General features: G+C 62.7%; 24 protein-coding genes. 10 read left to right on the forward strand and 14 right to left on the reverse strand.

What is annotated here, in order from left to right:
• Window positions 1–501: a GNAT family N-acetyltransferase gene (locus tag LQK84_RS10725; RefSeq protein ID WP_230828711.1), complete on the forward strand. Its 501-nt coding sequence runs from the start codon at window positions 1–3 to the stop codon at window positions 499–501.
• Between the two features lie 29 nt (window positions 502–530).
• The gene (locus tag LQK84_RS10730; protein WP_230828712.1) at window positions 531–1,154 is read left to right on the forward strand and encodes a 4'-phosphopantetheinyl transferase family protein; all 624 of its coding nucleotides are present in this window, start codon (window positions 531–533) and stop codon (window positions 1,152–1,154) included.
• On the opposite strand, the gene LQK84_RS10735 is transcribed toward LQK84_RS10730, so the two are convergent.
• Window positions 1,151–1,909: a DeoR/GlpR family DNA-binding transcription regulator gene (locus LQK84_RS10735; protein WP_230828713.1), complete on the reverse strand. Its 759-nt coding sequence runs from the start codon at window positions 1,907–1,909 to the stop codon at window positions 1,151–1,153. The genes LQK84_RS10730 and LQK84_RS10735 overlap by 4 nt on opposite strands.
• Before the next feature lie 211 nt (window positions 1,910–2,120).
• Here LQK84_RS10735 and LQK84_RS10740 point away from each other — a divergent pair, with 211 nt between their 5' ends.
• From LQK84_RS10740 to LQK84_RS10750, 3 genes are all read left to right on the forward strand, one after another.
• Window positions 2,121–3,011, forward strand: coding sequence for a phosphotransferase (locus LQK84_RS10740; RefSeq protein WP_230828714.1), 891 nt, complete (start codon window positions 2,121–2,123; stop codon window positions 3,009–3,011).
• Between the two features lie 2 nt (window positions 3,012–3,013).
• Window positions 3,014–5,455 (forward strand): GcvT family protein, encoded by a 2,442-nt coding sequence (locus LQK84_RS10745; RefSeq protein ID WP_230828715.1) that lies wholly within the window; start codon window positions 3,014–3,016, stop codon window positions 5,453–5,455.
• Window positions 5,456–5,766: 311 nt separating this feature from the next.
• Window positions 5,767–7,173: an efflux transporter outer membrane subunit gene (locus tag LQK84_RS10750; protein WP_230828716.1), complete on the forward strand. Its 1,407-nt coding sequence runs from the start codon at window positions 5,767–5,769 to the stop codon at window positions 7,171–7,173.
• Between the two features lie 88 nt (window positions 7,174–7,261).
• Here LQK84_RS10750 and LQK84_RS10755 read toward each other — a convergent pair whose 3' ends face one another.
• The 3 genes from LQK84_RS10755 to LQK84_RS10765 form a co-directional block, all read right to left on the reverse strand.
• Window positions 7,262–7,663 carry a DUF2177 family protein gene (locus tag LQK84_RS10755; protein ID WP_230828717.1) on the reverse strand — a complete coding sequence of 134 codons (402 nt, stop codon included), beginning with the start codon at window positions 7,661–7,663 and terminating at the stop codon, window positions 7,262–7,264.
• Window positions 7,664–7,788: 125 nt separating this feature from the next.
• A complete protein-coding gene (locus LQK84_RS10760; protein ID WP_230828718.1) occupies window positions 7,789–8,463 on the reverse strand; it encodes a ChrR family anti-sigma-E factor in 675 nt (224 codons plus the stop codon).
• Entirely contained in the window at window positions 8,460–9,134 is a 675-nt protein-coding gene (locus LQK84_RS10765) for a sigma-70 family RNA polymerase sigma factor (RefSeq protein ID WP_230828719.1), read from the reverse strand. The genes LQK84_RS10760 and LQK84_RS10765 overlap by 4 nt, the downstream gene beginning before the upstream one ends.
• Before the next feature lie 114 nt (window positions 9,135–9,248).
• On the opposite strand from LQK84_RS10765, the gene LQK84_RS10770 reads away from it, so the two are divergent.
• From LQK84_RS10770 to LQK84_RS10780, 3 genes are read left to right on the forward strand one after another with little or no spacing between them, the layout of a single operon-like run.
• Complete coding sequence (locus tag LQK84_RS10770) at window positions 9,249–10,604, forward strand: NAD(P)/FAD-dependent oxidoreductase (protein WP_269071978.1); 1,356 nt, start codon at window positions 9,249–9,251, stop codon at window positions 10,602–10,604.
• Window positions 10,601–11,392, forward strand: coding sequence for a DUF1365 domain-containing protein (locus LQK84_RS10775; RefSeq protein ID WP_230828721.1), 792 nt, complete (start codon window positions 10,601–10,603; stop codon window positions 11,390–11,392). The genes LQK84_RS10770 and LQK84_RS10775 overlap by 4 nt, the downstream gene beginning before the upstream one ends.
• A gap of 2 nt (window positions 11,393–11,394) precedes the next feature.
• The gene (locus LQK84_RS10780; protein WP_230828722.1) at window positions 11,395–12,612 is read left to right on the forward strand and encodes an SAM-dependent methyltransferase; all 1,218 of its coding nucleotides are present in this window, start codon (window positions 11,395–11,397) and stop codon (window positions 12,610–12,612) included.
• Window positions 12,613–12,640: 28 nt separating this feature from the next.
• Here LQK84_RS10780 and LQK84_RS10785 read toward each other — a convergent pair whose 3' ends face one another.
• The 4 genes from LQK84_RS10785 to LQK84_RS10800 are packed head-to-tail and all read right to left on the reverse strand — an operon-like array spanning window position 12,641 to window position 17,431.
• Window positions 12,641–13,768: an acyl-CoA dehydrogenase family protein gene (locus tag LQK84_RS10785; protein ID WP_230828946.1), complete on the reverse strand. Its 1,128-nt coding sequence runs from the start codon at window positions 13,766–13,768 to the stop codon at window positions 12,641–12,643.
• On the reverse strand, window positions 13,768–14,958 hold the full coding sequence (locus tag LQK84_RS10790) for an acetyl-CoA C-acyltransferase (RefSeq protein ID WP_230828723.1): 1,191 nt from the start codon (window positions 14,956–14,958) through the stop codon (window positions 13,768–13,770). The genes LQK84_RS10785 and LQK84_RS10790 overlap by 1 nt, the downstream gene beginning before the upstream one ends.
• A 23-nt stretch (window positions 14,959–14,981) precedes the next feature.
• A complete protein-coding gene (locus LQK84_RS10795) occupies window positions 14,982–15,749 on the reverse strand; it encodes a 3-hydroxyacyl-CoA dehydrogenase (protein WP_230828724.1) in 768 nt (255 codons plus the stop codon).
• Between the two features lie 14 nt (window positions 15,750–15,763).
• On the reverse strand, window positions 15,764–17,431 hold the full coding sequence (locus LQK84_RS10800; protein WP_230828725.1) for an acyl-CoA synthetase: 1,668 nt from the start codon (window positions 17,429–17,431) through the stop codon (window positions 15,764–15,766).
• 136 nt (window positions 17,432–17,567) lie between these two features.
• Between LQK84_RS10800 and LQK84_RS10805 the strand changes: the two genes are divergently transcribed.
• Window positions 17,568–18,560: an AraC family transcriptional regulator gene (locus LQK84_RS10805; RefSeq protein ID WP_230828726.1), complete on the forward strand. Its 993-nt coding sequence runs from the start codon at window positions 17,568–17,570 to the stop codon at window positions 18,558–18,560.
• A gap of 27 nt (window positions 18,561–18,587) precedes the next feature.
• On the opposite strand, the gene LQK84_RS10810 is transcribed toward LQK84_RS10805, so the two are convergent.
• The 6 genes from LQK84_RS10810 to LQK84_RS10835 form a co-directional block, all read right to left on the reverse strand.
• Complete coding sequence (locus LQK84_RS10810) at window positions 18,588–20,015, reverse strand: gamma-aminobutyraldehyde dehydrogenase (protein ID WP_230828947.1); 1,428 nt, start codon at window positions 20,013–20,015, stop codon at window positions 18,588–18,590.
• Between the two features lie 20 nt (window positions 20,016–20,035).
• Window positions 20,036–20,851, reverse strand: coding sequence for an ABC transporter permease (locus LQK84_RS10815; protein WP_230828727.1), 816 nt, complete (start codon window positions 20,849–20,851; stop codon window positions 20,036–20,038).
• Window positions 20,841–21,788, reverse strand: coding sequence for an ABC transporter permease (locus LQK84_RS10820; protein WP_230828728.1), 948 nt, complete (start codon window positions 21,786–21,788; stop codon window positions 20,841–20,843). Before LQK84_RS10820 ends, LQK84_RS10815 begins: the two co-directional genes overlap by 11 nt.
• Complete coding sequence (locus tag LQK84_RS10825) at window positions 21,785–22,783, reverse strand: ABC transporter ATP-binding protein (RefSeq protein WP_230828729.1); 999 nt, start codon at window positions 22,781–22,783, stop codon at window positions 21,785–21,787. Before LQK84_RS10825 ends, LQK84_RS10820 begins: the two co-directional genes overlap by 4 nt.
• A 277-nt stretch (window positions 22,784–23,060) precedes the next feature.
• A complete protein-coding gene (locus LQK84_RS10830; RefSeq protein WP_230828730.1) occupies window positions 23,061–24,215 on the reverse strand; it encodes an ABC transporter substrate-binding protein in 1,155 nt (384 codons plus the stop codon).
• 127 nt (window positions 24,216–24,342) lie between these two features.
• Window positions 24,343–25,251: a LysR substrate-binding domain-containing protein gene (locus tag LQK84_RS10835; protein ID WP_230828731.1), complete on the reverse strand. Its 909-nt coding sequence runs from the start codon at window positions 25,249–25,251 to the stop codon at window positions 24,343–24,345.
• 153 nt (window positions 25,252–25,404) lie between these two features.
• Here LQK84_RS10835 and LQK84_RS10840 point away from each other — a divergent pair, with 153 nt between their 5' ends.
• A complete protein-coding gene (locus tag LQK84_RS10840; RefSeq protein ID WP_230828732.1) occupies window positions 25,405–26,394 on the forward strand; it encodes a murein L,D-transpeptidase catalytic domain family protein in 990 nt (329 codons plus the stop codon).
• Window positions 26,395–26,399 lie beyond the last annotated feature (5 nt).

Genomic DNA, 26,399 nt, shown 5'->3' on the forward strand with positions numbered 1-26,399 from the left:
ATGACGGGCGCGGGGGGGCATTCGCCAGACATCCGTCTCGTTCCGGTCACGGCGCAGGGTCGCGCCGCGATCGCGGCGCTGCGGGTTGAAACCGCGCAGGCGCATTTCGTGGCCGACAATGCCGCTTCGCTCGCCGAGGCGGATGAGGATCCGGGCGCGTCGCCCCGCGCCATCATGGCCGGCGATACGCTCGTCGGCTTCCTCATGTATGACGCCTCCGATCGCGATGACGTCCGGCTCTATCGCTTCATGATCGATGCGTCGCAGCAGGGGCGGGGCTATGGCCGCGCCGGGCTGCAGGCCTTCCTTTCCGAAATTGCAGCGCTTGGAAACGCCACGCGAATTTCCATCTGTTACGAGCCCGAAAACGAGGCGGCGCGCAGCCTTTATGCAAAGGCGGGCTTCGTCGAGGAAGGGCTCGACGAGGATGGCGAGATGATCGCGGCACGCGATCCGCGCAAAGATCCCGCGCCGGGGCGAAATCACGTCGGACGTCCATGACCGGGACCGGCGGCGCGGAGGATCGGACGATGGCCGGGCGCCCACTGCGCGACGCGCTGGCGCCTCTTCTTCCTCCCGCCATCCGCCTTGCCTGCCGTGCGATCAGGCCCGGTGACCGGGCCCTGCTCCTGCCCGAGGAGGCAGCCACCATTCCCTTCCGGAAAGACCATATGCGCGACGCCAGCGGTGCTGCGCGACATGCTGCCCGCGAACTGCTGGCGGAGGTGGGCCTTGCCGGAACGCCGATCCTGAAAGCTGCCGGCGGTGCACCCGTCTGGCCTCGGGGCTTGATCGGGTCGCTGGCGCACGACGACGACATGGCCGTGGCGACCATAGCCTCTGCCGCAACGTTTGCTGGCCTCGGCATCGATGTCGAACCGGCGGAGCCGCTGGCACAGGAGGTCGCGCAGATCGTCCGGACTGCGGGCGACGTGCTGGATGGTGTTGATGAACATCTCGCCAACCGTCTGCTCTTCGCTGCCAAGGAGGCCGTCTACAAGGCGGTCTTTCTGCGCGACCAGATCATCCTCGGCTTTGAGGATGTGGCCATCGATTTCACGCGTGGCGAGGGGCGGACGCGAGCTGGGCGATGCGTGCAGCTTGTCTATTGCCTGCGGCCACGCATCGTCGTGGTTGCCTTCGAGCCGGCCTAACTGGCGACGGTGAGCCGGGCGTCTGCCGCCCTGATCGCATCGGCGATGTTAACAGGCGGGGCGGCTTCCGTGACGATGTCCGTCAGGTCGGCGAAGCCGCAGACATGGACGAGACCGGCGCGGGTGAATTTCGAACTGTCGGTGACGGCGAGCTTGCGCCGGCCGCGCGAGAGGACCGTGCGGGCAAACTCGGCCTCATCCAGCGCATAGTCGAGAATGCCGGTCGGATCGACCGCGCCCGCCGAGATGATGGCATGGTCGACGGAGAAGCGGGTGATGAACTCGCTGGCCGAAAGGCCGAAGACTGCGCCGCTGTCCGGCCGGATTTCGCCGCCCGCCATATAGACGCGGTTGCCGTTGACGCTCGCCAGAACGCGGGCGATGTCGGAAGAATTGGTGATCACCGTCAGCCGCCGGTGGCCGAGAAGTTCGCGGGCGAGAAAGCTCGTCGTCGTCCCCGTATCGAGCATCAGGCTTTCGCCATCGGCAATTGTGCGGGCCACACTTTCGGCGATCTTCTTCTTGGCAGCGCTCATCTCGCGCATGCGCTTTTCAAACGGAGCTTCGCCAAGCGCCGAAGGCAGCGCCACTGCGCCATGCATGCGCAACACAGCGCCGCTTTCGGCCAGCGGCTTGATATCGCGGCGGATCGTTTCGAGTGACACGCCGAGGCGTTCGGCGAGATCCGAGACGGCCATGGAACCGTCGATCTCCAGCAGTTTCAAGATCTCGCCATGTCGTTTCGAAGCCAGCATGCGGGTCCGTGCGGTTGTGAATTGCGCCTCAATCTAGTCGAAACCGGGCATGGCCGCAATCATGCGAAGAGATGATCGGTCACAATCGGGCAAAATAACACATAAAACCACAAATCCGATTGACTCGCGCCGCGATACCGTTTGAACTTGGGGCAAGACGAGAGATGGCAAATCAATAAGGGAACCGGTCTCGTCAGAACTGGAGGCGCTGGTGCAGCAGGCAGGCGTTGAAGAGAAGATCGTAAAGCTCGGCTGTTGGGCCGGGCGGATCGAGATCGAGCCGCTGAAGGGCGGAATTTCCAATGAAAGCTATCTGGTCAGCGATGCCGCCGGCCGCCATGTCGTGCGCTTCGGCAAGGATTATCCGTTTCATCATGTGCTTCGCGACCGCGAGGTGATGACGGCGCGGGCGGCCCATGCGGCCGGCTTCGGGCCGAAGGTCGAGCATTCCGCCCCGGGCGTGATGGTCTCGGCCTTCCTTCTGGCGCGCACCTTTGCGGCCGATGATGTGCAGGCGAATGCCACGCGGGTGGCCGCACTCCTGCGACGTTTCCACGATGCCATGCCCAGGCATGTATCCGGCCCCGGCTTCATGTTCTGGCCGTTCCATGTCATCCGCGACTATGCGCGAACGCTAGAAGCGGGCGGCAGCCGGCTTGCCGGCGAATTGCAGCGCTATCTCGAAATCGGGAGGGCGCTGGAGGCGATCCAGACGCCGCTGCCGATCGTCTTTGGCCATAACGACCTTCTGCCCGCCAATATTCTCGATGACGGCGAGCGTCTCTGGCTCATCGATTTCGAATATGCGGGTTTCTCCACGGCGATGTTCGATCTGGCCGGCGCCACCTCCAATGCCGGCTTCTCGGCGGAGGAGGCGGATGACTTCCTGGCAGCCTATTTCGGCGCGCGTCCGTCGCTGGACATCCGTCGCTCGCATTCGGCTATGCAATGCGCCTCGCTGCTGCGCGAGGCCATGTGGAGCATGGTGTCCGAACTCCATCTCTCCGCGCCGGGCGCGGATTACGAGAGCTACACGGACGACAATCTCGCGCGGCTTGAGGTCGCGATTCAACAACACCAGTCAACCTACGGAAAGCTTTGATCATGTCGCTTCCTTCTCACGCCCAGATCGTCATCATTGGCGGCGGCATCATCGGCTGCTCGACGGCCTATCATCTGGCGAAAGACCACAAGGCGGATGTGGTTCTCCTCGAAATGGGCGGGCTGACCTCCGGTTCGACCTGGCATGCCGCCGGTCTCGTCGGGCAACTGCGCTCGTCCGCCTCGATCACCCGCGTGCTCAAATATTCGGTCGAGCTCTACAAGGGGCTGGAGGCCGAGACGGGGCTGGCGACCGGCTGGAAGATGACCGGCTGCCTGCGGCTTGCGACCAACGAGGACCGCTGGACCGAGTTCAAGCGCACCGCGACGACGGCGAAGAGCTTCGGCATGGACATGCATCTGATCTCGCCGGAGGAGGTGAAGAAGATGTGGCCGCTGATGGAGACGAGCGATCTGATTGGCGCCAGCTGGCTGCCGACTGACGGGCAGGCGAGCCCTTCCGATATCACGCAGTCGCTCGCCCGCGGTGCGCGCATGCATGGGGCGAAGCTCTTTGAAAACGTCCGCGTCACCGGCTTTGATATCAAGGATGGTGTGATCACCGCCGTGAAGACGGATCAGGGCGATATCCGATGCGAGAAGGTCGTCAACTGCGCCGGCCAATGGGCGCGGCAGGTGGGCGCGATGGCGGGCATCAACGTGCCGCTCCAGCCGGTCAAGCATCAATATATCATCACGGAAAAGGTGCCGGGTCTGGCGCTTGATGCGCCGACGATCCGCGATCCGGACCGGCGCACCTATTTCAAGGAGGAGGTCGGCGGTCTCGTCATGGGCGGCTATGAGCCGAACCCGCAGGCCTGGACCACTGGCGATGTGCCGAACGACTGGGCCTTCCGCCTGTTCGATGATGATTTCGACCATTTCGAGCAGCATATGGTGCAGGCGATCGAGCGCGTGCCGGCACTGGAGACGGTCGGCGTCAAGCAGATGATCAACGGGCCGGAAAGCTTCACGCCCGATGGCAACTTCATTCTGGGCGCGGCACCCGAATGCAAGAACATGTTCGTCGGCGCGGGCTTCAACGCCTTCGGCATCGCCTCGGGCGGCGGGGCCGGCTGGGTGCTGGCGCAATGGGTGGTCGATGGCGAAGCGCCGCTCGATCTCTGGGTGGTCGATATCCGCCGCTTCTCGAGCCTTCACCGCGACCGGCAATGGGTCTGCGACCGCACGCTGGAGGCCTATGGCAAGCATTACACGGTGGCCTTTCCGCATGAAGAATATGAGAGCGGCCGCCCGCGTCTCGTATCGCCGCTTTATGAGCGCTTGAAGACACACGGTGCGGTGTTCGGCTCCAAGCTCGGCTGGGAGCGGCCGAACTGGTTTGCGGGCGAGGGGCGCGAGGGCCACGATGTCTATTCCATGGGGCGGCAGAACTGGTTCGATTCGGTCGGTGAGGAGCACAAGCATGTGCGCGAGGCGGTTGGCGTGTTCGACCAGTCCTCCTTTGCCAAGTTCGAGCTTTCGGGACCGGATGCGGGCCGTGCGCTCGACTGGATCTGCGCCAATGATGTGGCCAAGCCCGCCGGGCGGCTGACTTATACCCAGCTTCTCAATACGCGTGGCGGCATCGAGGCCGATCTGACGGTGGCGCTGCTTTCGGATGACAGGTTCTACATTGTCACCGGCACCGGCTTCCGCACGCATGATTACGGCTGGATCGAGGACCATCTGCCGAAGGGGAGCCGCGTGACCTTTACCGATGTGACAGAGGATTTCGGCACGCTGTCGCTGATGGGGCCGAGGGCCCGCGATGTGCTCGCCAAGGTGACCGATGCCGATGTCGGAAACGCTGCCTTCCCCTTCGGCCATGTCCGGGAGATCGTGATTGCCGGGCATGTGGTGCGGGCGCTGCGCGTCACCTATGTCGGCGAACTCGGCTGGGAACTTCATGTGCCGATCGCAGCCACGGGCGATGTCTTCGACGCACTGATGGTGGCCGGCAAGCCGCATGGCATCCGCCCGACCGGCTATCGCGCCATCGAATCGCTGCGTCTGGAAAAGGGCTATCGCGCCTGGGGCTCCGACATCACGCCGAACGACACGCCCTTCGAGGCAGGCCTCGGCTGGGCGGTGAAGCTGAAGAAGGATGTCGATTTCGTCGGGAAAACCGCGCTGCTTGCCAGGCAGGGCCAGCCGCTGGTCAAGTCGCTCGCCTGCTTCACCGTTGACGATCCTTCGATCGTCCTTCTCGGACGCGAGACGATCCTGCGCAATGGCGAGCCGGTCGGCTATCTGACCAGCGGCGGCTATGGCTACACGCTGGGACAGAATATCGGCTACGGCTATGTGCGCAATGCCGCCGGTGTCGATGAGGGCTGGCTGAGGGCGGGCAGCTATGAGCTTGTCGTGGCGATGGAAAAGGTCTCGTCGCAGCTGCATCTCGGGCCGCTTTACGATCCGGCGATGCAGCGCATCAAGGCGTGACGGGCCGCGCCACGCCTGCCGACGGGGCAAGGCGTGGCAATTTTGCCATCATTCCGAACGATCGTTCGCAGAAACACATTTATGAATGTATTTTAACTTTTCACCTCGATGAGGCATGGTTATCTGCAAGCTGTCTCTGGTTTCGGAAAGGGACGGGCACGGTCGCGATTCGGCGACCGCATGCTGATTTCCGCATCTTTGTTGCGGAGAAAGGCTGGCCTGTCGATTTTGGGGCTTTTCTGCAGCGAGAGCTACATAGTAAGTCTATAGAAGTAATTTTCGGTAACCGTAACCCGAGTGTGCCCCGTCTCATGAAACCAACTCTCTATACTGCCGCCCCGCTTGCGATGATGTTGTTCCTCTCGGGCTGTATGGTTGGCCCGGATATGCAGGCGCCGGAAACGCCGATGCCCGCGAAGTTCTCGGAGGGCGGCAAGACCAGCAATGGCGATGTCACGACCGCGACCTGGTGGACTGCCTTCTCCGATCCGCGGCTCAATCACCTTGTCACGGAAGGCATGTCGAAGAACCTGACGGTTCTGCAGGCGCTGGAAGCGATCGAACAGGCGCGTCAGGGCGTGACCGTTGCGGGTGCCGGCTCCTTGCCGAGCATTACCGGCAGCGCCGCCGAAAACCTGAGCAAGACGAATGGCGTCTCGGCCACCGCACAGCGCTCGAATACGAGCGGCACGCTGTCGGCCTCCTGGCTGCTCGACCTGTTCGGTCAGTATCGCCGCGCCAAGGAAAGCGCCAATGCCTCGCTCGACGCCTCCTATGCCAGCGCGGACGTTGCGCGGCTGACGGTGATCTCGAACGTCGCGACCTATTACGTCAACGCACGCTATTATCAGCAGCTTCTGTCGATCGCGCGGGAGAACCTGAAGACCCGCCGCGATACGCTTGAGCTGACCAAGGCGCAGCTCGACGCGGGCGCTGCCTCGCGGCTCAACGTCGTGCAGGCCGAAGGTCTGGTCAACTCCACGCTTTCGGACATTCCGGGGCTGGAGACCAACTTCCGCCAGCAGGTGAACCATCTTTCGACGCTGCTTGGCGTGCCCGCTCCGACGCTGCTCGCCGACATGCAGCGCAGCGGTCCGCAGCCGGTTGCGCGTGACAAGATCTCGGCGGGCATTCCCGCCGATCTCATCCGCAACCGTCCGGATATCCGCCGCTCGGAACGTCAGCTGGCCGCCGCCGTCGCCAATATCGGCGTCGCGGAAGCCAAGCTCTATCCGAGCATCCAGCTGAGTGGTTCGATCTCGCCGTTCCACATCGCCTCGACCCCGCTGACGGGCAATGGCGCAAGCTGGTCCTTCGGCCCGACGCTGACGCTGCCGATCTTCGATGGCGGCGCGCTTCGTGCCAATGTGAAGAGCTCGGAAGCGGCTTCCCGCGCTGCCTATCTCGCCTGGCAGGCTTCGGTCCTGCAGGGCATCGAGGAGACTGAAAACGCGATGGTCGCCTATAACCGTGACCGCGCGACGGTTTCGGCTCTGCGCGCGTCCGTGAAGAACTATCAGGAGGCCCTCAGCCTCGCGACGACGAACTACAAGAACGGCGCTTCCTCGCTTCTCGACGTTCTGGACGCCCAGCGTTCCGTTTCGACGGCGCAGCAGGCGCTCGCCGCGTCGATCCGCCAGTCGGCGCTCGACTATATCGCGCTGAACGTCGCCGTCGGCGGCGGCTATGCCGCCGGACAGGCCAAGGCCGGCGAGTAATCGTCGCATCGACATACAAACCAAGAGCCCGCCGACGAGATCCTCGTCGGCGGGCTCTTTTGCATTCAGGTTATGCGCCGAAAAGACCTCAGCCGAATTTCCGCACCGCCCAGGCGCTAATCGTGCTGGAAGCGGCGGTGATGAAGGCGCCCCAGGCAAGGTCGGCGAGGGTGACCGAAAGCGGCCAGTCGCGCATCGTCGCCATGTTGGTCAGGTCATAGGTGGCATAGGCCACCAGCCCGAACAGCGCGCCCTGTCTGGTCGCATGCAGCACGCTTCCCCGGGCCGCGGCCGGCAGCACGACAAAGTGCACCACGCCGCCGAGATAGATCACATAGAAGAACGCCGCTGCGACAAAGTTCGGCCGGGGCGCCAGAAGATGGCCGATCGTCGCCTTGTAGAAATCGACGGCGATGATCCCGAGCCAGACGGAGTCGATCACGAGGAAGGCGATCGCCAGAACGGCGAACGCAATCAATGCCTTGCGCATGGTTTTTGAACCTTTGATTCCAGATGACTGTCAACGAAGCAGGCAAGGGTTCGTTCCCGGAGCCCGCGTCATCGAAGATTAGCGGCCGCGCCTCGGGGATGGCCCCAAGACGCACCTGAATGCGATCAGATGCCGAGCAGCGGCTGGATCATCCGGACGATGCGGCTCTTGAACTTCAGCGGCGCGTCGGTGACCGCCAGACAGATGCAGTCCTCGCCGGGATCGGCGATCGGCTGGTGGTCGACCGTTTCGTCCGTCTCCTCGAAATCACCGGGACCGAAGCGGCCGCTGACATCGCTGAAGCTGCCTTTCAGCACCAGCGTCAGTTCGCGTCCGCCATGGGTATGTTCAGGCACCGGCTTGCCGGCCGGAATGCGCAGGAGACGCACGGAAATATCCTCATCCGATGTCTTGATCGGATAGTGATAGGCCCCGAGGCCAAGCGGCTTCCACTTCACCTTGTCGACGTCACCGCCGATATAGGACCGCAGAGGTTCCGGAACCAAAACGCCATCCCGTGCCGAAACGACCTTCGCTGCCGGAACTTCCCGGACAGGCGCGGCGTTATCAATCCGGGCACGCATGGCTTCCCAGGAAAAGTCTTCCTTGGAAGCGCTTGCGGGCTCGACTTCGATCGCTTCGAATATCGCGCCGCCGGCCGCCTCCATCGCGGCAAGGCGCTTGCGGCAGGACGGGCAGAGGGCGAGATGCGTGGCGACGGCCAGGCTCCAGCCTTCTTCGAGCGCGCCATTGGCATAGTCGAACAGAAGTTCGTCGCTGATGTGGTGGTGGATGTTCATGCTGCATCTCCCAGGATTTCGCGGAGGCGGGAGAAGGCAAGACGGATGCGTGACTTCACTGTACCGAGGGGCAGGTTCATGCGCTCGGCGATCGCACTGTGGGAAATCTCTTCGTAGAAGGAAAGGCGGAGCAGGTCGGCCTGCTCGGGTGGAAGTTTTACCAAAGCGCCGCGAAGGCGGTCGGCTTCCTGGCCTGCCTGATAGACATCGTCTGCGGCAGGCTCGGCATCCGGCACGAAGGCGGGATCATTCGGGTCGAATTCGGGGCGGTTGGTCTTGCGAAATGCATCGATGCGCACATTGCGGGCGACGGTAAATATCCAGCTGGACACCGATCCACGCGCCGGATCAAACAATGCCGCCTTGTTCCAGATCATCATCATCGTTTCTTGCATCAGTTCTTCAGCCTGCTGGCGATTGCCACCACGCTTCAGCATGAAGGCCCGGATCTTGGGGCCGAAATGCCGAAACAGTACCTCGAACGCCTGAATGTCTTTTCTGGCGCCCACGGCGAGCAGGCATGCTGAAAGTTCTTCCTTATCGGGTTCTTTCACAGTCTTTTCCAACTTGCGGACGCGAACCTTTGCAGAAATCACGCCTGTCTTCTCCGCCGGCCAGGATGGCTTGGGGCGGAATTCTTTTGGTGCAATGGTCGAAGCAACTGTGTCCATGCCGGCTTTTACGCGGACACTTTGCTAGCGGATCACAGCATCAAAGAATTTTCGGATCATTTCAATCCGGAACTCTCTATCGAGCGTAATGCTTACAAACGAAAGGGACAATTGATGCTCAATACCGTGAAACCTCAAAAGCCGCAGGGAAACCGTCATGTAGCCGTCATCGGCAGCGGTATTTCCGGTCTCAGTGCAGCGTGGCTTATGAGCAAGCATTGCCGGGTGACGCTGATCGAGGCCGATCAGCGGCCGGGCGGGCATTCGAACACGGTTGACGTCATGACCGCAAGCGGCCCCGTACCGGTCGATACCGGTTTCATCGTGTATAACGAGTGGAACTATCCGAACCTCGTTCGCCTGTTCCAGACGATCGGCGTGAAGACAGAAGCCTCAGACATGTCGTTTTCGGCCTCTATCAACAATGGGTCGTTCGAATATTCGGGCACGAGCCTGCTGTCGATGATCGGCCAGAAGACCAATATCATTCGCTTCCGCTTCTGGCAGATGGTCGGCGATATCCTGCGCTTCTATCGCGAGGCACCGCTGGCCGCCAAGCAGCCGGAAGCGCGCGAAATGACGCTCGGCGAGTTCCTTGACCGCGAGGGCTATTCCAAGAGCTTCGTCGACAATCATATCCTGCCCATGGGCGCCGCGATCTGGTCGACGACGGCGAAGGAGATGCGCTCCTACCCGCTCGTCGCCTTCATCCGCTTCTTCGAAAGCCACGGCCTGCTGTCCATCCTCAACCGGCCGGTCTGGCGCACGGTCAGCGGCGGCAGCCGACAATATGTCCAGCGCATTCTTGCCGATTTCGACGGCGAGGTTCGCCTGAACGCGCCCGTGCGCTCGGTTCGCCGGTCGGCGGATGGCGTCCTGGTCGACTGCGGGCAGGGGCCGGAGCTGTTTGACGATGTCGTCATCGCAACCCATGGCGACCAGGCCCTGGCCATGCGCGTGGATGCCAGCGAACGCGAACGCGCGCTTCTCGGCGCCTTCAAATACACCCACAACACCGCCGTCCTTCACAGCGATCCGGGCCTGATGCCGAAGCGCAAGCGCGTCTGGTCGAGCTGGAACTATATCGGCGAGCGCAATGCGACGGGCGACGAGCAGCTCTGCGTCACCTACTGGATGAACAAGCTGCAGAACCTGCCGGAAAAGCATCCGATTTTCGTGACGCTCAATCCCTGCCGTGCGGTCAGGGAGGACAAGGTTTACGCCACGTTTGACTACACGCATCCGCTCTTCGATACGGCCGCCATTGACGCGCAGAAGCGCCTCTGGTCAATCCAAGGGCAGGGCGGCATCTGGTATTGCGGCGCCCATTTCGGCAGCGGTTTCCATGAGGACGGCCTGCAGTCGGGTCTGGCGGTGGCCGAGAGCCTGACCGGCGGCAAGCGTCCCTGGCAGGTGGCGGGCGAATCCTCACGCATCCATCTTCCGGAGACTTTGGCGGCAGCCGAATGACATTCAGATCTGCCATCTATGAAGGCCATGTCGTGCACCGGCGCTTTGCGCCGAAGACGCACACGCTCAACTATCGCGTCTTCTCGCTTCTGATCGATCTGGACGAACTGGAGGCGCTGTCCTCGAAGCTGCGCTTCTTCGGCGTCGACCGTTTTGCGCTGTTCAGCTTCTTCAACAAGGATCACGGCAACCTGAAGCCGGGCGAGAGCCTGAAGGCCTGGGCGCTGGCGCATGTCGCGGAGGCCGGTTTCGAGACGGAAGGCATGCGAGTCGAGGTTTTGTGCTATCCGCGCATCTTCGGATATACGTTCAATCCGCTCACGGTCTATTTCTGCTACGCGCCGGACGGTGGGCTGAAAACTGTGCTTTACGAAGTCTGCAACACGTTCCACGAGCGCCACACCTACATTATCCCCACAGCGGGAGAGGATGGTCCCGTGCAGCATAGTTGCGCGAAGACTTTTTATGTTTCCCCCTTCATGCCGATGGACTGCGAATACCATTTCGATATAGTAAGGCCGCAGGACAGAACTGCGATCAGGATTACGGAAACCGGACCTGACGGAAAGATGCTGTTCGCGTCTTTTGCCGGGGAGAGACGGCCGATGACGGATCGCAATCTGCTCATCGTATTCTTGAAGTACCCGCTCATGACCATGAAGGTCACGGCCGCCATTCACATTGAAGCCGTTCGCCTCTGGATCAAGGGCCTGAAAATCTATCGGCACAGTCCTGCGGAGAAGGTCGTCGCCAGCTCTCTCGTCGGTGCCGGAAAGCCGGGGGAATGAGCATGTCCGAATCCACGCAATTCGCAACCGCAGGCACGTCCCGTCGCCTGAAGTTCTGGGAACGCGCCGTCTGCCGCATGGCCGACCGCATCGAGACAGGCGGCCTGACGCTGACATTTCCCAAGGGTGGCTTTTACCGCGTCCATCGCGGGATCGGCGGCACCGAGGCGCAGCTTTTCCTGAAGAACCCGCGCCCGATCTGGCGTCTGGCAACGTCGGGCGATCTCGGCTTCGCGCGGTCCTATATCGATGGCGACTGGGACAGCCCCGACATCGGCGCACTGATGAAGCTGGCGCTGGAAAACGAAAAGGCGCTGTCGCCGGTGACGCGCACGTCTGCCGTTTGGGGCACGCTTGCCTATCTGAAGCACCGTTTCCGCGCCAACACGAAGCGCGGCAGCCGCAAGAACATTGCCTATCACTACGATCTGGGCAACGAGTTCTATAGCCTCTGGCTGGATGAGACGATGACCTATTCGTCAGCCTTCTACCAGCATCCGGACGCCTCGCTCGCCGAAGCGCAGAATGCGAAATATGACCGCATCATCAAGGAGCTGGAAATCGGGCCCGGCGACCGTGTTCTCGAAATTGGCTGCGGCTGGGGCGGGTTTGCAGAATATGCGGCCTCCACGACCGGCTGCCATGTGACCGGCATCACGCTGTCGGCCGAACAGGCGAAGTTTGCCACCGAGCGGCTTGCCAAGGCTGGCCTTGCCGATCGCACCGAAATCCGCATCCAGGATTATCGCGATACGGAGGGCAGCTATGACCGCATCGTTTCGATCGAAATGTTCGAGGCGGTGGGCGAGGAGAACTGGCCGCGTTATTTCGAGACGATCCGCGACCGCCTCAAGGCCGGTGGGCGGGCGATGATCCAGACGATCACGATCGAGGATCACCGTTTCGACGATTACCGGCGCAATGCCGATTACATCCAGACCTATATCTTCCCCGGCGGCATGCTGCCGTCGTTCACGACCTTCCGCGACGCGGCCCACAATGCGGGCCTTGCCGTGAAGGACTGGGCCGCCTTCGGCACGCATTATGCCAAGACGCTGATGATCTGGGACAAGGATTTCTCGGCCAATTGGGAGCGCATCCGCGAGATGGGCTTCGATGAACGCTTCAAGCGCATGTGGCGCTATTACCTGCACTATTGCGCCGCCGGCTTCAGCGTCGGCAGCATCGACGTCATGCAGGTGAAGATCGCGAAGAGTTGAGCGGCCGGTTGGCCGCTCAACCTCTCTTTCAAAGGCCGCGCGCGATGACCAGTCGCTGGACTTCGCTCGTGCCTTCATAGATCTGGCAGACGCGCACGTCGCGATAGATGCGCTCGACCGGGTAATCCGACAAATAGCCATAGCCGCCATGGATCTGGATGGCGTCCGAGCAGACGCGTTCGGCCATTTCCGAGGCGAAGAGCTTGGCCATCGAGGCTTCCGTCAGGCAGGGCTTGCCGGCGTCCTTGAGGCTTGCTGCATGCACGACCATGTGGCGGGCGGCCTCGATCTGGGTTGCCATGTCGGCGAGCTTGAAAGCAACGGCCTGCTGCTCGATGATCGGCTTGCCGAAGGCCTTGCGCTCATGGGCATAGGTCCGCGCAGCATCGAACGCTGCACGCGCCATGCCGACAGATTGCGAAGCAATGCCGATGCGGCCGCCCTCAAGATTGGCAAGCGCAATCTTGTAGCCTTCACCCTCTTCGCCCAGCCGGTTTTCGACCGGAATGCGCATGCCGTCAAAGGCGAGCGCGCAGGTGTCTGAGGAATGCAGGCCCATCTTCTTTTCGACCGTCACCACGTTGTAGCCGGGCGTATCCGTCGGCACGATGAAGGCGGAAATGCCCTTCTTGCCGGCGGCCGGGTCCGTCACGGCGAAGACGATGACGACATTGCCGTTCTTGCCCGAGGTTATGAACTGCTTGGCCCCATCAATCACATAATGGTCGCCGTCGCGCCGCGCCTTCGTGCGTATGGCCGAGGCATCGGAGCCTGCCTGCGGCTCGGTCAGCGCGAAGCCGCCGATCCATTCGCCGCTCGCCAGCTTCGGCAGGAAGCGTTGCTTCTGCTCGTCCGTGCCGAAACGCAGGATTGGCACGCAGCCGACCGAGGAATGAACCGACATAATGGTCGAGCAGGCGCCATCGGCTGCTGCAATCTCTTCCAGCGCCAGCGCATAGGCGAGCGAACCGAGATCGGAACCGCCATAGGCTTCCGGCACCAGCATGCCGAGGAAGCCGAGCGCGCCCATTTCGGTCAGCTCTTCGCGCGGAAAGCGGGATGTCTCGTCGCGCTCTGCCGCACCCGGCGCCAAGCGCTCCTGCGCGAAATCGCGCACCGCATCACGGATCTGTTCTGTCGTTTCGTCGAGGATCATCACGAGAGCCTTTCAATGGCAACAGCGGTGGCTTCACCGCCGCCGATGCAGATGGAGGCCATGCCGCGCTTGAGGCCATGGGTCTGAAGTGCCGCCAGCAGCGTCACCATGATGCGGGCACCGGAGGCGCCGATCGGGTGGCCGAGCGCGCAGGCGCCGCCATTGATGTTGACCTTGTCATGCGGAAGGTTGAGCTCCCGCATCGAGGCCATGGCGACAACCGCGAAGGCCTCATTGATCTCGAAGAGATCGACATCGGACAGTTTCCAGCCGGTCTTGTCGGAGAGCTTGCGCATGGCGTGGATCGGCGCGGTCGGGAAAAGGTTCGGTTCATGCGCGTGGCTGGCATGGCCGATGATGGCGGCAAGTGGGGTCAGGCCGCGCTTTTCGGCTTCCGAGCGGCGCATCAGTACGAGGGCGGCCGCACCATCGGAGATGGAGGAGGAATTGGCCGCCGTCACCGTGCCATCCTTGCGGAAGGCGGGCTTCAGTGTCGGGATCTTGTCGATCTGCGCCTTGCCGGGCTGCTCGTCGATGGCGACCTGCACATCGCCCTTGCGGCCCTTGACCGTCACGGCGGCGATCTCGCCGGCGAAATGGCCATTGGCAATCGCCTTCTGCGCCCGCTCCAGCGAAGCGATGGCATAGGCATCCTGCTCGGCGCGGGTGAACTGGAAGGCCTCTGCGCAATCCTCGGCAAAGGTGCCCATCAGGCGGCCCTTGTCATAGGCGTCTTCGAGACCGTCCATGAACATATGGTCGATGATCTGCCCGTGGCCCATGCGATAGCCGCCGCGCGCCTTGGGGAGGAGATAGGGCGAATTGGTCATGCTTTCCATGCCGCCGGCAACCACGATGTCGACATTTCCCGACAGGATCGTGTCATGCGCCATCATCGCGGCCTTCATGCCCGAGCCGCACATCTTGTTGACCGTGGTTGCAGCGGTGGAAAGCGGCAGGCCGGCACCAAGGGCTGCCTGTCGCGCCGGCGCCTGTCCCTGACCGGCGGGCAGGACGCAGCCGAAGATCACCTCTTCGATCTGGTCGGCGCTGAGGCCGGAGCGCGCGAGTGCGGCGGAAATCGCCACCGCGCCCAATTCGCTGGCGGTCGCGCCGGAGAGATCGCCCTGAAAACCGCCCATGGGCGTGCGGGCCATGCCGGCGATGACGATGGGATCGGACTGCGTCATGGGACTGTTCCTTGCTTCGGTTCTCAGCGGGGGGCCATGCGGATGGCGCCGTCAAGGCGGATGACTTCGCCGTTCAGCATCTGGTTTTCGATGATATGGCGGACAAGTGCGGCAAATTCGTCCGGACGGCCGAGGCGCGAGGGGAAGGGCACGGAGGCACCGAGCGAATCCTGCACGTCCTGCGGCATGGCAAACAGCATGGGCGTGCCGAAAATGCCGGGCGCAATGGCGAGAACCCGAATGCCGGAGCGGGCAAGCTCGCGCGCCGCCGGCAGCGTCATGGCGGCCACGCCGCCCTTGGAGGCCGAATAGGCTGCCTGGCCGATCTGGCCGTCGAAGGCGGCGACGGAGGCCGTGTTGATGATCACGCCGCGCTCGCCGCTGTCGCCCGGTTCGTTGCCGGTCATCGCTTCGGCCGCCAGGCGCAGCATGTTGAAGGTGCCAATGAGATTGATGGAGACGGCGCGGGCGAAGCTCTCCAGCTTGTGCGGTCCGTCGCGGCCGATGATGCGCTCGCCGGGGGCAACGCCGGCGCAGTTCACCAGACCATCGATCCGGCCGAAGGCTGCCTTGGCCGTGGCAACCGCCGCCTTGCCATCTTCCTCGCTGGTGACGTCGGTGCGCAGATACCGCACGGCGTCGCCCAGTTCAGCGGCCAGCGTCTTCAGCGCATCGGCATTGACGTCGAGCAGCATGGCCTTGCCGCCCGCCTCGACAATCATTTTAGCTACGCCTGCGCCAAGGCCCGAGGCCGCACCGGTGATCAGAAATACGCGATCCTTGATTTGCATGTGATCTTCCGTCCTTAATTCTTGGCTTGCTTGTCGACTTCCGCCTTGCGCAGGATGAAGCGCTGGATCTTGCCGCTCGGCGTCTTCGGCAGTTCCTTCACGAATTCCACGAGGCGGGGATAGGCATGCGCGGAGAGTTGCTTGCGCACATGCTGCTGTAATTCCTCTGCGAGTTCCGGTGTTCCTTCATAGCCCGCCGCCAGAATGACGAAGGCCTTGACGAGTTCCGTGCGTTCCGGATCCGGCACGCCGACCACGGCGGCCTCGATGACGGATGGATGCTCGATCAGCGCGCTTTCCACGTCGAAGGGGCCGATGCGGTAGCCCGAGGAGGTGATGACATCATCCGAGCGGCCGATGAAGCTGATGGAACCATCCGGCTCGAATTCCACGCTGTCGCCGGTGCTGTAATAGCCATTGGCAATCGAGGGCGTGTCCTTCTTGTAATAGCCGGTGAACCACATGAGCGGCGAATGCCTGATATCGACGGCCAGCATGCCGGGCTGGTTCGGTCCAAGCTCCTTGCCGGCATCATCCAGGACGACGACGCGATAGCCGGGCATGGCGAAGCCGGCCGAGCCGTGGCGGACGGGATGGTCGAGACCATGATGGTTGTTGACCACCATGCCGGTCTCGGTCTGGCCGTAATGGTCGTGAATGGGGGCGGCAAGATGCGCCTCGAACCAGCGGATGATTTCCGGGTTCAGCGGTTCGCCGGCGCTGCTGACGACGCGGAGCTTGCCCTTCAGGGGCGCGGCGGCCTCGGCGCCGGCGGCAATCAGCAGGCGATAGGCCGTCGGTGAGCCGGCAAGGCTGGTGACGCCCAGGCGTTCGATGATCTTGTAGGTGCTCTCGGCGGTGAAGCCGCCCTCGTAGAAGGTCGTGGCCTGACCGAGCAGGAGCGGGCCGGTGACGGCATAGTAGAGACCATAGGCCCAGCCCGGATCGGCGATGTTCCAGAAGACATCGCTCTCCTTCAGTTCAACGGCCTCGTTCATATAGGCGGCAAAGGAGAGGAGTGCGCGGATCGGCACCGGCACGCCCTTCGGCAGGCCCGTCGTGCCGGAGGTGGACATCATCATCATGAGGTCATCGCCGTGGCGCATGACGGGCTCGAACTCGCCGGAGCCTTCGGCCAGGGCCTTCCCGAAGTCGATATCGCCGGCGGGCAGGCTCTCGCCCGGCGCGACAATGGTCGCGATCTTCGGGCAATTCGCGATCTCGGTCAGCTTCGACCGATTGGCGCTGTTGGTGACGACGAGCTTGGTCGAGCCCGTCTGGAAGCGATGCTCGATGGCCTTGGGGCCAAAGGCGGTGAAAAGCGGCTGGTAGACGGCGCCGATGCGCCAGGCGCCGAGAATGAAGCCGACGAGTTCCGGAACGCGCGGCAGCAGGCCCGCGACGACATCGCCCGCCACTACGCCCTGCGACTGCAGCATATGGGCAACGCGGGCGGAGAGTGCGCGCAGGTCTTCGAATGTGAAGGTCTCGAGCGTGCCATCCGTGCCGATCCAGCGCAGCGCCAGGCGGTTTTCTCCGCAATGGCGGTCGCAGCATTCCACGCAGGCATTGACCTTGCCCATCAGGTCGCCCTCAAGCCGCGCGATCGCGTCCTCGATCCGGAACTTGGCGACGGCCTCGTCATAGCGCGGACGCGCCGCTCGAACGTTTGTCTCTGACATCTGGCTTGCTCCTCACATCAACTCCACGCCTGAGGCGTCTCCTCGGAGTATCGGTTCATGATAGCCGATGGGGACTTGCAAACAATGACAATGAAAAGCAGAATTGGTGATCGGAAATGTCAATTCAGGATAGGGCATGAAAAGCCGGATGATCTCGCCGGGCTTCGTCGAGGATGCGCTGGACAGCCTGCGTTTGAAGGGCATCGACCCCGCGCCGGTGCTCAGAAGCGTGGGGATCGATCCGCAGTCCTTCGGGCCGGTGACCAATGAGCAGTATGGCGCGTTGTGGCTGGCCATTGCCACGTTGTCAGGCGACGAGTTCTTCGGTCTTGCCGCACATCCCATGCGGCCGGGCGCCTTCCGGCTGCTATGCTATACGGTGATCCATGCCGGCACGCTGGAGCGGGCCCTCAAGCGCGCGCTCACCTTTCTCAACATCGTGCTGGACGATCCGAGCGGTGAGTTGCGGCAGGCGGGCGGTCTGGCCGAGATCGTGCTGACGGACCAGGCAGGCCCGCGCTCGGCCTTCACCTATCGCACCTACTGGCTGATCCTGCTTGGCATTGCCTGCTGGCTGATCGGCCGGCGAATTCCGCTGAGCCGGGTGGATTTCTCCTGCGCGGCGCCGATCAACCGCCAGGAATATTTGCAGTTCTTCGGCGCGCCGGTGCATTTCGGCGAAAGCCGGAGCCGGATTGCCTTTCGGTCGGATTATCTGAAGCTGCCGATCATTCGCGACGAAAAGGCACTGAAGGGGTTCCTGCGCGCCGCACCCGCCAATATCCTGCTGCGCTACCGCCACGATCAGGGCTTCACGGCGGGGGTTCGCCATCGCCTTCGGGCGATCAATCCTGACAGCTGGCCGGATTTCGAAAGGGTGGCGGAGGATATGAACCTGTCGCCTGCGACACTGCGGCGGCGGCTGAAGTCGGAGGGACAGAGCTTTGCGGCGATCCGCGATGAAATCCGCTATGCCGAGGCGCAAAGATTGCTGCGCGACGGCAGAGACAGCGTGACCCAGATCGCGGTGACGCTCGGCTACACGGAGCCCAGCGCCTTTCATCGCGCGTTCCAGAAATGGTCCGGCATGACGCCGTTGGCGTTCAGGAAGGGCGAGGGCGGGTTCTGACGATCCCGCCCAAACCCGCCGAGCGTCTTACCCGTGCGCGATCATCACATGGCGGACGACCGTGTAGTCTTCGAGCGCGTAGATCGACAGGTCCTTGCCATAGCCGGATTGCTTCAGGCCGCCATGGGGCATTTCGTTGCAGAGCATGAAATGCGTGTTGACCCAGGTGCAGCCATAGCGAAGGCCTGAAGAGGCGGCCATGGCCTTGGAAATGTCCTTCGTCCAGACGGAGGAGGCGAGGCCGTAGTCGGAATCGTTTGCCCAGCCGATGACGTCGTCATCATCGCCAAAGGGCGTGACGGAGACGACGGGGCCGAAGACTTCGCGGCGGACGATCTCGTCACTTTGCAGCGCACCGGCCACCACGGTCGGCTGATAGTAGAAGCCGGAGCCGTCGGGGATCGCGCCGCCGGCGGTGACTTCGACATGGCCAGTCTCGGCGGCGCGCTGGACAAAGCTTGCAACGCGGTCGCGCTGGCGGCGCGAGATCAGCGGGCCGATCTCGTTTTCGCTGTCATCGGCGAGATTGTAGCGGATGGAGGAGACGGCGGCGCTGAGATCCGCGACGAAGCGCTCATAGACCGACTTGTGCGCATAGATGCGGCAGGCAGCGGTGCAGTCCTGACCGGCATTGTAGAAGCCGAAGGCGCGGATGCCGGAAACGGTCGCGTCAATATCGGCATCGCCATAGACGATGACCGGGGCCTTGCCGCCGAGTTCCAGATGCGTGCGCTTGACCGATTTGGACGCGGCCTGCAGCACCTTCTTGCCGGTGGCGATGTCGCCGGTGATCGACACCATGTCGATGCCCGGATGGTTGATCAGCGTGTTGCCGACGCTTTCGCCCCGGCCGAGAATGACGTTGACGACGCCTTCCGGCAGGATGCCGGCAAGCAGCTTCGCCATTTTCAGCGCGGTGAGCGGCGTCTGTTCAGACGGCTTGAAGACGACCGTGTTGCCGCCGGCAATCGCCGGCGCCAGCTTCCAGGCCATCATCATCAGCGGATAGTTCCACGGCGCGATCGAGCCGATGACGCCGACCGCATCGCGGCGGATCATCGAGGTGAAGCCCGGCAGATATTCGCCGGCAATCGTGCCGTGCTGGTTGCGAATGGCGCCGGCAAAGAAGCGGAAACAATCGACAATGGCAGGGATTTCGTCATTGCGCACGGCGTTGATCGGCTTGCCGCAATTGAGCGATTCCAGCGCTGCAAAGGCATCCCCATCCGCCTCGATGGCGTCGGCGATCTTGAGCAGATAGGCCGAGCGTTCCCCCGGCGTCGTGCGCGACCAGGTGGTAAAGGCGCCGCGCGCCGCCGCCACAGCGGCTTCGATCTGGGCCGGCGAGGCCTCGGGCAGGTTGAGAATGGTTTCGGCGCTCCTCGGATTGAGGATCGTTTCTTCCTGTTCCTCGCCCTTGAGGAAGGCGGAGCCGATGAGCATTTCGGTTTCCATGGTCGTTCCCTTTCCGTCTGTCATTTGCCGCTGCCGGCGGTTTCTGCGCCGTCGCGGGTGAGATAATAGGCCCCGAGAATGGGGATGAGCGTCACCAGTACGACCGCCATGGCGACCACATTGGTCACGGGCCGTTCATGCGGGCGGATCAGTTCTTCCAGCATCCAGATCGGCAGCGTCTGCTGCTGGCCGGCGGTGAAGGTGGTCACGATCACCTCGTCGAAGGAGAGTGCAAACGCCAGCATGCCGCCGGCAAGCAGCGCCGTGCCGATATTGGGCAGGATGACATGGCGGAAGGTCTGGAACCCGTTGGCGCCGAGATCATAGGAGGCCTCGACCAGCGAGGGCGACATGCGCCGGAAGCGGGCGACCGCATTGTTATAGACCACGACGATGCAGAAGGTCGCGTGGCCAAGCACGATCGTCCAGAAGGAGAAGGGGATCTGCATCATCCCGAAGGCGGAGCGCAGCGCAATGCCGGTGACAATGCCGGGCAGCGCGATCGGCAGGATGACGAGTAGCGTGATCGCCTCCTGGCCGAAGAACCGGGCGCGCGAGAGTGCGGCGGCGCAAAGCGTGCCGAGAACGAGTGCGAAGGCGGTGGCGATTGAAGCGACCTGCAGCGAGAGCGTCAGCGCCTGCCAGACATCGGGTCGCGCCCAGGTGACGGCGAGCCAGCGGGTGGTGAAGCCCGGCGGCGGCCATTGAAAGCTCTTGTCCTCGGTCGTGAACGCATAGGCGAAGATCAGAAGCAGCGGCAGATGCAGGAAAAGCAGGCCACCGGTTGCGGCAAGCTTCAGGGGGAAGGGGGCGTTGTTGTGCTTGTCAGAGCGCATCGAAGGCTCCCTGTTTCTTGGCACCCCAGAGATAGAAGGCCATGATGACGACTGGGACGACGGAGAAGGCGGCGGCGAGCGGAATATTGCCGGCCGTGCCCTGCTGCGTATAGACCGCCTGACCGATGAAGAGGCGCGACGTGCCGATGATGCCCGGAATGATGTAGTCACCCAGCGTCAGCGAGAAGGTGAAGATCGAGCCGGCGGCGACGCCCGGCATGGCCAGCGGCAGCAGGACATGCCGGAAGGTCTTGCTTGGGCCCCCGCCGAGATCATAGGAGGCCTCGATGAGATTGGCCGGCACGCGCTCAAGCGACGCCTGGATCGGCAGGATCATATACGGCAGCCAGATATAGACAAAGACGAGGAAGGTGCCCGTGGCGCTGACCGAGAGCGAATTGCCGCCGACGACGGGCAGCGACAGCCAGGCATCGAGCAGCCAGCTTAAGTGCAGCTTGTCCGCCGTCCAGCTGACAATCCCTTCCTTGGAGAGGATCATCTTCCAGGCGTAGATCTTGACGAGATAGCTCGACCAGAGCGGCAGCATGACGCCGAGATAGAAGAAGGCCTTCCAGCGGCCCTTGGCATAGCGCGCTGCGTAATAGGCGATCGGAAAGGCGAGGATGGCCGACGCGATCGTCACCAGCGCTGCCATGGTGACGGTGCGTTTGATGATGTCGAAATTGGCGGGGCTGAAGAGTTCGGCATAGGTCGAGAGCGTCAGCTCATATGTCACCTGCGCGGTGAAATCATCGAAGGAAAAGAAGCTCTGTGCCAGAAGGGCGATGAGCGAGCCGACATATACGACGCCGAGCCAGAGAAGTGGCGGGGCCAGCAGCAGCAATAGGAGCAGGCGCGGCGAACGCCACAGCGCCGCCGAGAAACGCGAGGCGAGGCTGTCCTGTGCCGAGCTTTGAGGCGCAAGGCTTGCGGTCATGCCGCATCCTCCAGCGGGTTCAGCGCGTCAGGCGCAAAATGCAGCGTCAGCGGCGTGCCCTCGGCGGGAAGCGTCGCGCCGGCCGGCAGGTTTGCATGGATCGTGTTGTCGCCGACCTTCAGCGCGATGCGGCGCACGGCGCCCATGAAGCTCGACGCTTCGATCGTTCCGGTCAGCGAAAGGCGGCTGTCGCCCGGTTCCAGCGTAAAAGCCTCGGGGCGGAGGCTTGTCCAGCGCCGGCCACCTGACAGGCTTTCGCTTAGCGAGGGTGACAGGATATTGGAGGAGCCGACGAAATCGGCGACGAAACGCGTTCTCGGCCGGTTATAGATGTCTTCCGGCGCGCCGGACTGCACGATGCGGCCTTCGTTGAAGACGGCCACGCGGTCGGCCATGGAGAGCGCTTCGCCCTGATCGTGGGTGACGAGGACGAAGGTGATGCCGAGGCGCTTTTGCAGGCCCTTCAGCTCCTCCTGCATGGCCTCGCGGAGCTTGAGGTCGAGCGCGCCGAGCGGTTCGTCGAGCAGGAGAACGCTCGGCTTGTTGACGAGCGCACGGGCGAGCGCCACGCGCTGACGCTGGCCACCTGACAGCTGACCGGTTCGCCGCGCGCCATAGCCGCCGAGCTTGACGAGGTCGAGTGCTTCTTCCGCCGCCTTGTGGCGGGTTGTCTTGTCGACGCCGCGCACCATCAGCCCATAGGCGACATTGTCGAGGATCGTCATATGCGGGAAGAGGGCGTAGTCCTGAAACACCGTGTTGACGTTGCGCTTCCATGGCGGAATGCCATTGGCGCTTTGGCCCAGAATGGAAATCTCGCCGCCATCGGGCTGCTCGAAGCCGGCAATCAGCCGCAGGCAGGTCGTCTTGCCGGACCCGGACGGCCCCAGCATGGCAAAGAACTCGCCTTCCGCGATGGCGAGATCGACACTGTCCACCGCCTTCACCGCACCGAAATGGCGCGACACGGAGCGGAATGTTACGGCAGCTGTCATGGGGTGGGTCTCCGATATGCGTGGAAGGCGAAACCCCTCACCGGCAAAATCTAGCACTTAGCTAAAGCTAAGATGCTGATTTTGCTTCCTCTCCCACAGGGGGAGAGGTGGCGCGAGAGGCTGCCACGTCGTCCTCTCCCCTTGTGGGAGAGGAAGCAATTTCATCGAGTTAGCTGTCGCGGCCGCGGCGGCGCCAAATGATTGTCACGGTGCGCGCGACAGCTAAACGATGAAAATTGCAGGTGAGGGGTTCTTGAGGCTGCTGTGACGCTGCCGCTTACTGCCCGCCCATCACGGCGATATAGTCGCTGACCCACTTGGAATAGGGAACGCAGGTGCCCTGTTCGCATTTGGCGGTCGGCGTCTTCCAGAAGGAGATCTTCTCGAAATTGTCGAAGCCGTTGGTGGCGCAGCCGCTTTCGCCGAGCAGTTCATTGCCCTTGCAGGCGGCGGGAACGGCGGGCACCGAGCCGAACCAGGCGGCGACATCACCCTGCACCTTGGCGTCGAGCGAGTGGTTCAGCCACATATAGGCGCAGTTCGGATGCTTGGCGTCGGCATGCAGCATGGTCGTGTCAGCCCAGCCGGTGGCGCCTTCCTTCGGAATGGTGGAGGCGATCGGCTGCTTGGCGGCCTGCAGCAGGTTGACCTGGAAAGGCCAGGAGCCGGAGGCGACAACGCCTTCATTCTTGAAGTCGTCCGTCTGCACGGTCGCATCGTGCCAGTAGCGGCCGACGAGCGAGCGCTGGCCCTTGAGGAGCTCGATGGCAGCGGCATATTGCTTTTCATTGAGCTGATAAGGGTCCTTGATGCCGAGTTCCGGCTTGGCGGTCTTCAGGTAAAGGGCGGCATCGGCGATATAGATCGGGCCGTCATAGGCCTGCACGCGGCCCTTGTTGGACTTGCCGTCGGGCAGCGTCGTTTCCTTGAAGACGACTTCCCAACTTTCCGGCGCCTTGTCGCCAAAAGCCTTGGTATTATACATCAGCACGTTCGGACCCCACTGATAGGGCGTGCCGTAATGCTTGCCGTCAACGGTGAACCATGGCGCATCCTGAAGGCGCTTGTCGACGGCCGACCAGTTCTTGATCAGGCTGATATTGATCGGCTGCACCTTCTTGCCGGCGACGAGGCGGAGCGAGGCATCGCCCGAGGCGGTGACGAGGTCAAAACCACCCTGGTTCATCAGCGTCACCATTTCATCCGAGGTGGCGGCAGTCTTCACATTGACCTTGCAGCCGGTTTCCTTCTCGAAGCCGGTGACCCAGTCGTAAGCCTTGTCGCTTTCGCCGCGTTCGATATAGCCGGCCCAGGCGACGATGTTCACTTCGCCTTCGCCCTTGCCGATTTCCTTCATGTCCGCCGAAAAGGCCGGCAGGGTGGAGCCGAGAACGAGGGTAAGCGCAGTCGTGATGTTCAGAATGGACTTCATGATGTTCCCCTTTGCGGTGAGTGCCCGGATATTTCCGTTATGCGATGAGGGGATGATATGCCGACGCCAAGCCTTCGCAATTTCTTTTATCAGAAAGTCGCTATCGGAAATTCCGATAGCGAAAGGCTTATCGCAGGCGCGGCGTTCGCTGGGCCTGCGCGAGCGCTATGAAATTCCTCAAGGGGGCGGAAAGGCTCAGTCCCCGCCGCCAGACGAGGCCGACATGGATGGCGGGCAGCGAGGCGGAAACGTCGCGGGACTCGATGCGGTCGCCTTCCAGCGACCAGGGGCGATAGATCATGTCGGGGAGGATCGCGACACCCGCGCCCGTGGCGACCAGCGAGCGCACGGCCTCCACCGAGCGGGTACGGAAGGCGACGCGCGGTCTTGCCCCGAAGACGGCGAGCAGCTTGCGGGTTGCCTCCTCGATCTCGTCCGTCGTCAGCATGATCAGCGGCTGGCCGGCGATATCCTCGACCGTGATGGATTCGCGTGATGCCAGATCATGGCCCGCCGGAAGCCAGAGGCTGAAGGGCGACATTTCGAGCGTTTCGACCTGCAGCGCCTGGCGGTCACGCAGATTGTTCAGCAGCACGACGGCGACATCCAGTTCGCCGCCGATCAGCAGATGCTCAAGATAATTGCCGTCGTCTTCAATCGTGCTGACCTCCACGCCCGGAAAGGCGCGGCGATAGCGGGCGAGCAGATCGGAGAGCACATAGCCGGCGACGAGTGACGTGACGCCGAGCTGGAGCGAGCCTTTCAGCATTTCCGGATCAGTGTCGAAGACCTGCCGGGCCTCTGATACGCTCGCGAGGATCTTGGTGGCGTGGCGGAGAAACTGGTGGCCCTGCTGGGTGATGGCGAGCCCGCGCGGATGGCGGTCGAAGAGGAGGACGCCGAGATCCTGTTCCAGCTCCTTCACCGCTTCGGTGATCGAGGATTGCGAGATCGACATGACGTGTGCAGCACCCGAGACGGTACCTTGCTCCGCCACTGCAACGAAATACTGCAACTGTCTCAAAGTGAAGGCCAAATGTGATCTCCGGCAAACTTTGCCTCGCGGTCATAGCGCGTTGGCCTGCGTGGTGACAAGCAATTGCGCGGCTCGCAATGTTTTGTTGCCCATGCCGTGCCATAATCGACCGATATCCGATCAGGATCGATTCGCGGAGGTTCCCCCGTGCGCATGTCACGCATTCTTTCTCATTCGGTGCTTCTGGCTCTCGGCCTTGCTGCATCGCCAGCCTTGTCTGCCGAAACGCCCGCATGGCTGATGGCCCATGTCGGCGAGGGTGAGGGGCAAATCGCAGCGCCCGTGCTTTCGAAGGCCCGCGCGCTCTATTTCCAGAAGGTGAAGGAAGGCAAGGTCAACAACGCCTGCTACTTCGCCATGGATGCCACGCGTCCGAACACGCCTTCGGGGCGCTTCTATATCATCTGCGAAAGCCAGCAGGTCTTCCGGGTCATCGCCTCCGGCCATGGCAGCGGGCGCAATCTGCCGGGTGTTGTCAATTTTCAGAACGGCCGGGAATGCGTGAAGAATTTCGGCAATGCCTCGGATTCCGATCTCACGATGGGTGGTTCCTACATCACGAGCGAGCAGAAGACCTCGTTCAAGGGCTATTACCGCGCTTCGGCGAACCAGATCGGGATGCTGACGCGCACCTTCGTGCAGTTTGAAGGCGAGGGCGAGACGGCCAATGCCCGCAAGCGCGCCATCGGTGGCCATGCGGCCGTGACGATCAAGGGTGTCTGCATGCGCAAGGCGCCCGGCGATAGCCATGCCAACAAGGACGGCTATGTCCCCTTCGGCAATCTGGTCGATTATGCCGGCGGGCGCAGCAATGGCTGCACGAGCTGGAGCCGGGCCGATGCGGCAACGATCATGAACATGATCAAGGATCAGCCGACCACTGTGTACATCTATCCCGAGGCTTCGGTTGTGAAGGCTGTCGAACAGGCGGCAAAGGCGGGCAAGAGCCCGGCACAGGCGGGGCTCTACTGGAACTCGTCCTGCATCAAGGCCATCGGCAGCCCGCATTACTGGTCGAAGGATGTGTTGGAGCCGCTGATCGTGCAATATCGTCACGACCATCCCGGCCCGCCGCCGAAGCCGGTTCCGCTTTGCACCGGCGCGGACGCCACGCCCTTGCAGAGCAAGACAGCGACGCGCTGACGCGT

The sequence above is a fragment of the Rhizobium sp. C4 genome, from assembly GCF_021026315.1.
Taxonomy (GTDB): Bacteria; Pseudomonadota; Alphaproteobacteria; order Rhizobiales; family Rhizobiaceae; genus Ensifer_A.

Excerpts from the sequence above, each read along its gene's own strand:
- LQK84_RS10725 (WP_230828711.1), top strand. The coding sequence starts at position 1 with ATGACGGGCGCGGGGGGGCATTCGCCAGACATCCGTCTCGTTCCGGTC.
- LQK84_RS10730 (WP_230828712.1), top strand. The coding sequence starts at position 531 with ATGGCCGGGCGCCCACTGCGCGACGCGCTGGCGCCTCTTCTTCCTCCC.
- LQK84_RS10735 (WP_230828713.1), bottom strand. The coding sequence starts at position 1,909 with ATGCTGGCTTCGAAACGACATGGCGAGATCTTGAAACTGCTGGAGATC.
- LQK84_RS10745 (WP_230828715.1), top strand. The coding sequence starts at position 3,014 with ATGTCGCTTCCTTCTCACGCCCAGATCGTCATCATTGGCGGCGGCATC.
- LQK84_RS10750 (WP_230828716.1), top strand. The coding sequence starts at position 5,767 with ATGAAACCAACTCTCTATACTGCCGCCCCGCTTGCGATGATGTTGTTC.
- LQK84_RS10755 (WP_230828717.1), bottom strand. The coding sequence starts at position 7,663 with ATGCGCAAGGCATTGATTGCGTTCGCCGTTCTGGCGATCGCCTTCCTC.
- LQK84_RS10760 (WP_230828718.1), bottom strand. The coding sequence starts at position 8,463 with ATGAACATCCACCACCACATCAGCGACGAACTTCTGTTCGACTATGCC.
- LQK84_RS10765 (WP_230828719.1), bottom strand. The coding sequence starts at position 9,134 with ATGGACACAGTTGCTTCGACCATTGCACCAAAAGAATTCCGCCCCAAG.
- LQK84_RS10770 (WP_269071978.1), top strand. The coding sequence starts at position 9,249 with ATGCTCAATACCGTGAAACCTCAAAAGCCGCAGGGAAACCGTCATGTA.
- LQK84_RS10775 (WP_230828721.1), top strand. The coding sequence starts at position 10,601 with ATGACATTCAGATCTGCCATCTATGAAGGCCATGTCGTGCACCGGCGC.
- LQK84_RS10780 (WP_230828722.1), top strand. The coding sequence starts at position 11,395 with ATGTCCGAATCCACGCAATTCGCAACCGCAGGCACGTCCCGTCGCCTG.
- LQK84_RS10785 (WP_230828946.1), bottom strand. The coding sequence starts at position 13,768 with ATGATCCTCGACGAAACGACAGAACAGATCCGTGATGCGGTGCGCGAT.
- LQK84_RS10790 (WP_230828723.1), bottom strand. The coding sequence starts at position 14,958 with ATGACGCAGTCCGATCCCATCGTCATCGCCGGCATGGCCCGCACGCCC.
- LQK84_RS10795 (WP_230828724.1), bottom strand. The coding sequence starts at position 15,749 with ATGCAAATCAAGGATCGCGTATTTCTGATCACCGGTGCGGCCTCGGGC.
- LQK84_RS10800 (WP_230828725.1), bottom strand. The coding sequence starts at position 17,431 with ATGTCAGAGACAAACGTTCGAGCGGCGCGTCCGCGCTATGACGAGGCC.
- LQK84_RS10805 (WP_230828726.1), top strand. The coding sequence starts at position 17,568 with ATGAAAAGCCGGATGATCTCGCCGGGCTTCGTCGAGGATGCGCTGGAC.
- LQK84_RS10810 (WP_230828947.1), bottom strand. The coding sequence starts at position 20,015 with ATGGAAACCGAAATGCTCATCGGCTCCGCCTTCCTCAAGGGCGAGGAA.
- LQK84_RS10815 (WP_230828727.1), bottom strand. The coding sequence starts at position 20,851 with ATGCGCTCTGACAAGCACAACAACGCCCCCTTCCCCCTGAAGCTTGCC.
- LQK84_RS10820 (WP_230828728.1), bottom strand. The coding sequence starts at position 21,788 with ATGACCGCAAGCCTTGCGCCTCAAAGCTCGGCACAGGACAGCCTCGCC.
- LQK84_RS10825 (WP_230828729.1), bottom strand. The coding sequence starts at position 22,783 with ATGACAGCTGCCGTAACATTCCGCTCCGTGTCGCGCCATTTCGGTGCG.
- LQK84_RS10830 (WP_230828730.1), bottom strand. The coding sequence starts at position 24,215 with ATGAAGTCCATTCTGAACATCACGACTGCGCTTACCCTCGTTCTCGGC.
- LQK84_RS10840 (WP_230828732.1), top strand. The coding sequence starts at position 25,405 with ATGTCACGCATTCTTTCTCATTCGGTGCTTCTGGCTCTCGGCCTTGCT.